7 protein-coding genes are annotated in these 7,000 nt (G+C 75.6%); 4 read left to right on the forward strand and 3 right to left on the reverse strand.

The window, feature by feature from the left end; genetic code table 11:
- Positions 1–197 precede the first annotated feature (197 nt).
- Positions 198–1,064, forward strand: coding sequence for a protein kinase domain-containing protein (locus ACSNOK_RS28860; protein ID WP_436783734.1), 867 nt, complete (start codon positions 198–200; stop codon positions 1,062–1,064).
- Entirely contained in the window at positions 1,061–1,309 is a 249-nt protein-coding gene (locus ACSNOK_RS28865; RefSeq protein ID WP_436783735.1) for a hypothetical protein, read from the forward strand. Before ACSNOK_RS28860 ends, ACSNOK_RS28865 begins: the two co-directional genes overlap by 4 nt.
- A 47-nt stretch (positions 1,310–1,356) precedes the next feature.
- Here the strand turns inward: ACSNOK_RS28865 and ACSNOK_RS28870 are convergent, their stop codons facing one another.
- The 3 genes from ACSNOK_RS28870 to ACSNOK_RS28880 form a co-directional block, all read right to left on the reverse strand.
- On the reverse strand, positions 1,357–2,436 hold the full coding sequence (locus ACSNOK_RS28870) for a methyltransferase (protein ID WP_436783736.1): 1,080 nt from the start codon (positions 2,434–2,436) through the stop codon (positions 1,357–1,359).
- Between the two features lie 129 nt (positions 2,437–2,565).
- Entirely contained in the window at positions 2,566–3,516 is a 951-nt protein-coding gene (locus tag ACSNOK_RS28875) for a helix-turn-helix domain-containing protein (protein ID WP_436783737.1), read from the reverse strand.
- Positions 3,517–3,621: 105 nt separating this feature from the next.
- Positions 3,622–4,461 (reverse strand): class I SAM-dependent methyltransferase, encoded by an 840-nt coding sequence (locus ACSNOK_RS28880; protein ID WP_436783738.1) that lies wholly within the window; start codon positions 4,459–4,461, stop codon positions 3,622–3,624.
- 101 nt (positions 4,462–4,562) lie between these two features.
- Between ACSNOK_RS28880 and ACSNOK_RS28885 the strand changes: the two genes are divergently transcribed.
- Entirely contained in the window at positions 4,563–5,240 is a 678-nt protein-coding gene (locus tag ACSNOK_RS28885) for a winged helix-turn-helix transcriptional regulator (protein ID WP_436783739.1), read from the forward strand.
- Between the two features lie 108 nt (positions 5,241–5,348).
- Complete coding sequence (locus ACSNOK_RS28890) at positions 5,349–6,602, forward strand: GNAT family N-acetyltransferase (RefSeq protein ID WP_436783740.1); 1,254 nt, start codon at positions 5,349–5,351, stop codon at positions 6,600–6,602.
- The last annotated feature ends 398 nt before the right edge of the window (positions 6,603–7,000 follow it).

A 7,000-nucleotide genomic window follows, 5' to 3' on the forward strand; every position in this document is an offset into this window, starting at 1 on the left:
GGCCCGGGGCGGGCGGGGCGGGCGGTGGCACGCCACGGATCCTTACGAAAAACGAGTAGATGATCGTTTCGTCGGATGGGACGCGTGTCCTTGGTCGGCGCCACCGCGTTGCACCGATCGTGCGCGCAGACGTTTCCCCTCGCCCGGCCGCCGACCACCGCCCGTGCCGTCACGGTGCGCGGGGCGCGGTCGAGGGCATGGACGTCGTGCGGGTGGTGCGGGAGTACGGGTGCTTCACCGTGTGCGAGGCGGTGGCGGCGGGCGGGCGGCGGGTGGCGTTGAAGACGGTCTGCCGCCGGGCCGCGGAGGGGCACGTCGCACGGCTGGAGCGTGAACGCGCGGTACTGGAGAGCCTGGAGGGGTGCGGAGGGGCCGCCGCCCGGCTGCACGGGGCGGGAGCGAACGGTCGTGTGCACTGGATCGCCACCCGATGGGTCCCCGGAGTCCGGCCGGCCGATCTGCACTCCCGCGCCCGCCATCTGCTGCGCACCGAGAGCGATCCGGCGGCGGACCTGTTCGCCGCCACCGCCGAGGCGGTGACGGCGGCGGTGGCGGCCGTACACGGCCGCGCCGTGGTCCACGGCGACGTGAGCATGGGAAACGTGCTGCTCACTCCCGAGGGCACGGCGGTGATCATCGACTTCGGCAGCGCCCGGCTTCCGCACCATCCGCCGACTGCCGCCACACCGATCGCCTGGCGCACCACCCGCCCCTTCACTCCTCCCGAACGCCTGCACGCCGAAGGCGGCGCCGGGGCGGGGGGCGGTCCCACCTTCGCCTCCGACCAGTACAGCCTCGCGGCGGTCCTCCACGGCCTGCTCACCGGACGGGCACGGGCAGCAGCAGCCGGGGCGCCGGACGGCGGTCCGGACGGCGTTACAGGCAGCGTCACGCACGACGGTCCGGGCAGCGTCACGGGCGACGGTCCGGACCTCGGCTGGGCCGCCCGGCGCCGACCCGACTTGCCCGCCGTACTGGCCCGGGCCCTGCGGGCCGCCCCCGCCAGGCGAAAACGACGTGTCCCCCTTCCGCCCACCGCAAGGCCGTTCTGGCGGCAGCCGTGACGGCCTTGCAGGGCACCGCTCTCGCCACGGCCCCCGCCGCCTCGGCCACCACCGTCACCGGCTCGGGCAACGGAACCTCCGACAACACCTGCGCCAACCACAGCGCCGGGCCGCACGGCCGCGCCGACCGGTCCCCCGGCGCGGTCGGCGGCCTCCACGCGGCCCTCTCCGTCGGCCTGCCGGGGAACCAATGCGGCGACCTCGGGCTGCCTCACGAGGACAGCCGGGAGGAACACCCCGAGTAGCGAGGCCGCCTTGGGGGGGGCGGCGGCGCGCGACCCCGCCGTGACGGTCAGGGCGCGGGCGCGGCCTCGACGAGGGAGAACGGCATGGCTCCCGCGAGCGGGGTGACCGAGGTGACGGACAGTCCCGCGCGCCCGCACACGTCCTCGAAGTCCTCGCGGGTCCGCTCCCTCCCCTTGAGGTTCACCAGCATGTTGAGGTCACTCAGATAGGCGGATCCGGCGCCGACGGTACGGGCGTCGGGCGCGACGACGGCCGGCAGTACGGGCTCCACGATCAGGACGCGCCCGCCGGACGGCAGCGCCTCGCGGCAGTGGCGCAGGATGGTGACCGCCTGTTCGTCCGCCCAGTTGTGCAGGACGCTCTTGAGCAGGTAGAGGTCGGAGCCCCCGGGGACGGACCGGAAGAAGTCGCCGGGTGCCAGGGAGCAGCGTTCCGTGAGCCCGTGCCGCTCCAGCGTCCCCGACGCCTCGGCCAGACCCTCCGCCGTGTCGAAGACGACGCCGGTGAGCCCCGGGTACGCGGCGAGCACGCCGGCCAGGAGCGTGCCGTCGCCGCCGCCGACGTCCGTGACGGAGGTGAACCCGCCGAAGTCGTAGGCGGCCGGGAGGGCGGCGGCGGACGCCGCGGTGGCCTCGCTCATCCCCGCGTTGAACACCGCGTTGAGCTCGGGCTGCCCGGCGAGGTGGCCGAAGAAGTCCGTGCCGAAGACCTTGTCGAACGCGACCTCGCCGGTGCGGACACTGTCGTCCAGGTGCTCCCAGGCGCGCGTCATCACCGGGTCGGTGAGCACGCGTACGAGAGAGGCGACGTTGTGGGGGCGGCGGGGGTCGATGAGCTCGCCCGCGGGCGTCACCGCGAAGGTGCCGGGGGTGTCTTCCCGCAGCAGGCCCAGGCCGGCCAGGGCGCGCAGCAGCCGGGTCATGGCCTGGGGCTCGGCTCCGGCGTCGGAGGCCACGTCGTCGGCGCGGCGCGGGGTGTCGCCGATCAGCTCGACCACCCCCAGCCGTACCGCGGCCCTCAGGGTCTGCGCGGCCATGCTCCCGAAGGCGGTCTGGATGATCAGGGCCCGGTCGGCCGGGTCCGCTCCTCGGGCGCCGTCGGCCGTTCGGGCGTCGGTGGTCGTCACAGTGTGGTCCTTCCGTAAGGCGGCGGGTGGGTGGTGTCAGGGGGGCAATGGATGCGGGAGATGCGAGAGGTGCGGAAGTGACCGACGCGGACGGCGCGCCGCCCGCGCTGGCGTCAACTAGGCTTGATCCTATGCGTGTTGGGCGATCGGCCGATCGCCCGGGGCCCTCCCAGGCGGCTGATCGGTTCGCCGTCCGGAGGCCAGGGCTCCTGGCGTGCAGCCCGCGAAGGCCAGGACGTCGCGGTGGAGATGGGGCTGGTCGACGTACCCGCACGCCAGGGCGGTGTCGGTGACGCTCCCGCCCGCGCGCAGCGCCCGTGCGGCACGGTCGAAGCGGACCAGCATGGCCGCGCGCTTGGGCGTCAGACCGATCTGCGCGGTGAACGCGGACCACAACCGCTTCCGGCTCCATCCACAGGACGCGGCGAGGTCGCCGACCCGCACCCGGCCCCCGTGCGCCACGATGCGCCCCCAGACCGCCGCGACCTCCGGGGCCACCGACGGTGCCCGCGCGGCCCGCCGCGCGAGGAACCCGTCCACGAGCGCGAGCCGTTCCCGCCAGGTCGCGGCCTCGGTCAGCCGCTCGCGGAGGCGCCGCTCCCGCGGACCCCACAGGTCCTCCAGGCCGACGACGGACTCGCCCGGTGCGCGCGGCGGGACGCCCAGCAACGCGTAGGCGGCCGGGGGCGACAGGCGCGCCTCGACGCACTCGACCCGCGCGGCGCCGACGCGGACCGGACCGGGCGCCAAGGTGGCGGCGAAACCGCTCAGCGACCGCCGGCCCGCCGCGCCCTCGACGGTGAACGGCTCGTCGCCGAGACCGATGACGACGACCACCTCGGGTCCGGGGAGCACCCGTTTGTCCAGCCCGGCGGCGGTGAGGTCCCGGAACCCCGCCATCCGTACACCGGCGAGGGAGGTGCCGTGGAGAGGGCGGGCGACCTCCCAGCCGTCCCCGGCGTCGGCGTCGCCGTTCGTGTCGGCGTCGGCGTCGGCGTTTGTGTCCGCGTCGGCGTCGGCGTCCAGGGGATCGGGCTCCACGTCGTCCAGGGGGCCGGACCCCGCGTCGTAGCTGCGCATGCGTCTACGATCTCCGGGATCGCGGCTCCTGTCTTGGACGAAAGTTCCGCACGGGCCGGGGCGGGCAGGCCTCGCCGCCGCCGGTGGTGGGACGGTTCGCGGCGGTCAGGCCGGTCGTGCGGGGACGATCACGGCCAGCAGGTAAGCCGCCTCGACCCGTACCTCCGCGTCCCGCCCCCCGGTCCCGTTCCGGTTCCACGTGCCGAAGACGGCCGCGAGGTCGTCGTGCAGGGCCTCCCAGGAGCCGTCCGCCTGAAGGCGGGGGCGTTCGAGCTGGACGTGCCCGGCCGTGCGGACCCAGAACGCGGCCGCCTCGCGGGGCGACGGGAACACGAAGGGGACGTGTTTCGCCGCCACGGTGACGTCGTGCCCCGCGAAGAGCCCCCGCACGTGCGCCTCGTCGCCCCAGAGCACCGGCGGTCGTCCGCCCTGCGGCGGAGGCGGCAGGTAGCGGGCGGCCGCGCGGTTGAGGGCCGCCATCAGGCCGTCCGGGGTCCAGGCGGCGGACACGATCCGTCCGCCGGGAGCACAGCACCGCAGCAGCGCCTCGGCGGTCCGGGTGTGGTCGGGTGCGTACATGGCGCCGAAGACGGTCAGCACCCGGTCGTACCGGCCGGTGAGGTGGTCGGCGTCGGTCTGGCGGAAGGTGACGGTCAGGTTCTCGGCCCGGGCTCGGCGGGCGGCCACGGCGAGGAGTTCGGGGGTCGGGTCGACGGCGGTGACGGCCGCGCCGGCGCGGGCGGCGGCCAGGGCGGCGTTGCCGGTGCCGCAGCCGACGTCGAGAACGGTCGTCCGGGGCGCCGGCGCGGCGATGGCGGCGACGGCGACGGCCCGTTCGGCGGCCGGGACGAGGCGGCCGGCCATCGCGGGGTAGTCGCCGGCCGCCCAAGTCGACTGGGGCGGCGCGGAGTCGGGAGTGGTCCGCGGAGGTATCGAGGTGTTCACGGACCGAGCGTCCTATGGTGAGGCGACCGGGGGCGGTACGGAAATCGGACCGGACGGGGTGCGGCGGGGCGGGACGGGACGGCATGGAGGCGGAGGCGGGCATGCGGCGCGGAATCGAGTACTGCCCGGTCACGGCCGGGGTGGAGGCGGTCGGCGACCGCTGGACGCTGCTCGTCCTGCGCGAACTGCTGCTCGGCTCGGACCGGTTCAACGACATCCACCGCGGGGTTCCCGGCATCGGCCGGAGCCTGCTGTCGGCCCGGCTGCGCCGGATGCGCGCCCACGGCCTCGTCACCCGCGTCCCCGACCCCGACGGGCGTCCCGCCTACCGGCTCACCCCCGCCGGCGCCGCGCTCGAACCGCTCGTCCGGGAACTCGGCGACTGGGCGCGCCGCTGGGCACTGGGCGATCCCACGCGCGAGCAGTTGGACGCGGGGTGGCTGCTGTGGCGCCTGCGGCAGTTCGTGCTGCGGGAGCGGTTACCCGGGAGGCGGGTGGTGGTGGAGTTCACCCTCTCGCTCCCCGGGGCGCCCGACGACCACGCGTGGCTCGTCCTGTCCCCCGGCGGCGACGTCAGCGCGTGCCGGCGGCACCCCGGGTACGACGTCGACGTCTGGGTGGCCGCCGACCTGGCGGAACTGCACCGGGTGGTGGCGGGGACCGCCACGTTGGCGGCGGCGCGGCGGTCCGGACGCGTCCGCCTCGCCGGCGAACCGGACCTCGCCGCGGCCTTCCCCGGCTGGTTCGCCTGGCGCGCGTCTGAGGACCGATCGGAGTGAGGCGGTGGCGGCAGCCGGCGTGGTGCGGCGAGGGACGCCTCGCCAACCCGTGGCAGGCAGGCGGAAAAACAAGGCCGCCAACCGGCTCGACTGCGGTACACCGGTCGGATGACCGCTTCCCGTTTCCCGCTCCGCCCCGTCACCGAGGGGGAGTTCGCGCCCTGGGCGCGCATGATCGCCGACACCTACGGCATAGACCGGTCCGAGGAAGAACTCGCCGCTCAACGAGCCGCGACGGATCTCGCCCGCACCCTGGCCGTCTTCGACGGCGACGAGCCGGTCGCCGGGGCCTCCGTCTACGGCCGGACGCTGACCGTCCCCGGGGGCACCCTGCCCGTGGCGGGGATCGCGTCCGTGGGAGTCGCCCCGAGCCATCGCCGCCAGGGCATCCTCACCGCGATGACGCGCGCCCAGCTGACCGACTTGCACGAGGAGCGGCGCGAGCCGATCGCCGCGCTCCGGCCCTCCGAGGCCGGCATCTACGGACGGTTCGGCTACGGCCCCGCGACGCTCGGCAACCTGATGCGCTGCGACCGCCGTGCCCTGCGGTTCCGCTCCGGCACCGACTTCGGCGACGGGACCGTCCGGCTGCTGCCCGCCGACCGGGCCCGCCCCCTCCTGGAGGCGATCTACGACCGGGTCCGCACCACCACGGTCGGATGGCCCGACCGGCAGCCGGTCCACTGGGCCGTACGCCTCGCCGACCACCCCCACCGGCGCGGCGGCGCGACCTCACTCCGGTTCGCCGTGCACCAGGAGCGCGACGGGGACGCGACCGGCTACGCGCTCTACCGGCACACCGAAGCGCCGGACGGGCTCGGCGGCCGTATCGGGGTGGTCCAGGTGGAGGAACTGGCCGCGTGCTCGCGCCGGTCGTACGCGTCGCTGTGGCGCTTCCTCGCCGGCATCGACCTGGTGGACCGGATCGACTACGAGGGCGCCGTGGACGAGCCCTTGCCCCACCTGCTGGCCGAGCCGCGAGCGGTCCGGGCCGCGCCGGTGGACCGTCTGTGGGTGCGGACCGTCGACGTCGACAGGGCCTTGGCGGGCCGGAGTTACAGCCTCCCCTTGGATCTCGTCCTCGACGTACGGGACGACTTCTGCCCGTGGAACAGCGGGCGCCACCGCCTCCAGGCGGACGAAGGAAGCGCGGTCTGCCGGCCCACGACCGCCCCGGCCGACATCCGGCTGTCGGCGGCGGAACTCGGCGCCGCCTTCCTCGGCGGCACGACACTGACCGCCCTCGCGGCGGCGGGCCTCGTCGAGGAACTGCGGCCCGGTGCGCTCTCCCGGGCCTCGGCGGCCTTCCGCGGCGAACGGGCGCCCTGGTACCCGGGCGGCTGGGCCTTCCCGCTCTACTGAACGGCCGTTCCGCCGGCCACTGCGGCGGACGGCCGGGGCAGTGCGGGCCGGGGGGATACCTCGCGAGGAGCGGACACTCCACGGCAGTTGATCGGTTCGCTCCGCCGCGTCCGGCCTGGGCACGTCTCCGCTCGGGCGCGCCGACTTCCGCCGCCACGCCACGCCCTGCCGTCGCCGTCCGCTGCCCGCATCGGTCCGTAGCTTGGTCGGACAGGCATCGCGCCGGGTGTTCCAGGACGGGCCGGGGCGTGCGACGGAACGGAACCGGACCGGCCGACACGCGCGGAACCGGCCCGGCGGGGCGCGGCCAAGGCGGTGAGCGAATCCGGCCCCGCGCTCGACGGGCCGCACTCGCCGCGCGCGGCTCGCATGCACCGCCCACCGCCCACCCCCACCCC

The sequence above is a fragment of the Streptomyces sp. URMC 126 genome (assembly GCF_051386555.1).
In the GTDB taxonomy this organism is placed as follows: Bacteria; Actinomycetota; Actinomycetes; order Streptomycetales; family Streptomycetaceae; genus Streptomyces.

Coding starts and splice junctions, on each gene's coding strand:
- ACSNOK_RS28860 (WP_436783734.1), top strand. CDS start 198: ATGGACGTCGTGCGGGTGGTGCGGGAGTACGGGTGCTTCACCGTGTGC.
- ACSNOK_RS28875 (WP_436783737.1), bottom strand. CDS start 3,516: ATGCGCAGCTACGACGCGGGGTCCGGCCCCCTGGACGACGTGGAGCCC.
- ACSNOK_RS28885 (WP_436783739.1), top strand. CDS start 4,563: ATGCGGCGCGGAATCGAGTACTGCCCGGTCACGGCCGGGGTGGAGGCG.
- ACSNOK_RS28890 (WP_436783740.1), top strand. CDS start 5,349: ATGACCGCTTCCCGTTTCCCGCTCCGCCCCGTCACCGAGGGGGAGTTC.